The sequence below is a fragment of the Moorena sp. SIO2C4 genome, assembly GCF_010672485.1.
Taxonomy (GTDB): Bacteria; Cyanobacteriota; Cyanobacteriia; order Cyanobacteriales; family Coleofasciculaceae; genus Moorena; species Moorena producens.
Window position 1 is genome coordinate 1 of sequence record NZ_JAAHGN010001159.1, and the last position, 2,238, is coordinate 2,238.

Genomic DNA, 2,238 nt, shown 5'->3' on the forward strand with positions numbered 1-2,238 from the left:
TATTCGCTTGACCTATGATCCGGCGAAGAAGCAGGTCAGGCTCTGGCAGCGGGTTACCGGTCCGAAAGGCGATGCCGGCAAGGCGGTCGAGCGATCGGCGGGTGCATCACTTCATAGCGCAGCAAACTTACCCTGAGCTGAGCTTCCAGAATCCGATTATCCCGTTCATTGGCCGTGCGGAACATGAGAGTAGGTACTCCATTATGGGGCGTAATCACTGCCCTACGACTGAAGATGACTCTGGCAGTAGGGCGAGAGAAGCGGGCAAACATTAGTCCCGTTGCCATAGCTAGAGCCATCAAACCCACTAGAGCTTCTATGGTAACAATGATATTAGCATAGGAGGTCACGGGATACATGGCACCATAACCAATGGATGCCATGGTCTGAACGCTGAAGAAAAAGACATCGAAAAAAGAACCTGGACGGGCGTTTTCAATACAATTTCCTCCAGCTAGGTACAATAGGGCAAAGACGATGTTTATAGCTAAATAACAAACCGCAATTAGTCCGAAAAACATTGGCCAATTAACGGTCAGCATTATATGATAAGGGTCACGCCAATGGTTATGGGATGACCCTTTGATAATTACGTCTAATTGTCTAGGTCTAGTCCGTTTAGCGATGCGCATCTTAGTTAGTTTAAACTTGTTAATTGCAATTTAAATTGGTTATTTTACCGTAAGCTCTTAGCTATCAGCCTGTCGCGTATCAGCTATCAGCTATCAGCCTATGGTCACGCTAGGATAACAGCTTTTGAATAAAATCAGCTGACGGCTGAAGGCTGAAGGCTGAAGGCTGACCGCTGAGTGCTGACTGTTTACTATTTTTTAAAATATTTATCGATTGATTAGTGTTTTATTAGGGTCTAGTAGGGAGTAGCCTGGTGGTGCGTTACGGGACGGACTGTTCAAGGCGCAAAGAGGCGGAAAATCAGAGGCTTTCCGTCCCGATGCTGCTGGCGAAATATTTCGCGAACTTACCAAGAAGCCCGATCAGCCCTCACCCCCAGCCCCTCTCCCAACCTTGGGAGAGGGGAGCAGATTACGGCAGAATAAGGGTTTCACGAATTCGCCAGCAGCGTCCGTCCCTAACGCACCATCTGGTCAAACGGCAAAAATGAGATGCACCCAAAGCGTTCGCTTAGCGGCTCTTTAGAGCATCGCATTTTTCCTTTAGATTTCCCCATCTGATTTATTCAGTCACTTGACCACTAACTAATGCCCATCCTGTGGTGACCTGACCGTAAGCCCAGGTAGCGTAGGGAACTATACATAACTTAATTAACCAGGGTATCACCATGATTGCGCTAAATATCATCAGCCCTAATACCTTGCTCCCGATTTTATGAATTCCGTTCACCAACTCCTGCACCCCTGCTACAATTTTTTGGGAATCTTCTCTAAGGGAATCGAGGTTAGGAATACCGCTGACAATAGTATTAAAAACCCTAAGTATTTCCAAATTATCCTTTAAAACTGCCTTGACCTGTTGCAAACCAACCACTGGTACTTCAAACCCAGGAATAGTAGGCATAGCCACTGAAACCTCTTTCATTTCGATATTCACCTTAGGCGGAAATCCACCCCCCAAGTTGACATCTGGTTTCACCGGAAGATTAACATCTGGTATGCCAAGATCAGGCAAACTCACTCCTGTAGGAATCTGTTCAACTATCTCGAATGCTTCTTGCACTTCTGCGTTTATTGTTTTGATCGGTTCTATGATAGAAGCAATTTCCTCTTTGGCTTTTTGAGTACTTTCCTTCACTTCCACTAGAGTGTTATTGATTTCCACTAAAGGGCCAGTAACCAGACTCTTGATGTCATTTAAAATTGTTAAAAAAGTAATCAAAAATACCACTACTATGATAATCGGGATTAAGGCATAGATAATCATGACTATACCATTAAGTCGTTGCCTTAAACCACTGCTTTGATCAACTCTCATCGTCTTACCTCTATTATAGCGTTTATCGCAGTTATGAGGTACGGTTTTAAACCTCAAAGTCCCCCTTATTAAGGGGGATTTAGGGGGATCACTTTGTACCTTATGGGATATATAATTGCTATATCTTACCTGCTCCGAAGCTCCCTATTGAGATACTCCCCTGATTAATTGCCATCCAGCAGTTACCTGAGGGGAAGCCCACTTGATATATTTCACAACCAACCAGGGTAGTGAAAGCATGACAGTCCCTGCCAACAGGATGATCATAATAGATCGGAAAGAGCCACA

General features: G+C 44.8%; 2 protein-coding genes and 1 pseudogene. 1 reads left to right on the forward strand and 2 read right to left on the reverse strand.

What is annotated here, in order from left to right:
* Positions 1 to 107 precede the first annotated feature (107 nt).
* A pseudogene (locus tag F6K20_RS34980) lies at positions 108 to 632 on the reverse strand (ion channel); the annotation flags it as partial.
* Between the two features lie 254 nt (positions 633 to 886).
* Between F6K20_RS34980 and F6K20_RS34985 the strand changes: the two are divergent.
* Positions 887 to 1,123 carry a hypothetical protein gene (locus F6K20_RS34985; protein WP_131827058.1) on the forward strand — a complete coding sequence of 79 codons (237 nt, stop codon included), beginning with the start codon at positions 887 to 889 and terminating at the stop codon, positions 1,121 to 1,123.
* A 71-nt stretch (positions 1,124 to 1,194) separates the two neighbouring features.
* On the opposite strand, the gene F6K20_RS34990 is transcribed toward F6K20_RS34985, so the two are convergent.
* Positions 1,195 to 1,950 (reverse strand): hypothetical protein, encoded by a 756-nt coding sequence (locus F6K20_RS34990; protein WP_287297878.1) that lies wholly within the window; start codon positions 1,948 to 1,950, stop codon positions 1,195 to 1,197.
* Positions 1,951 to 2,238: the final 288 nt, after the last annotated feature.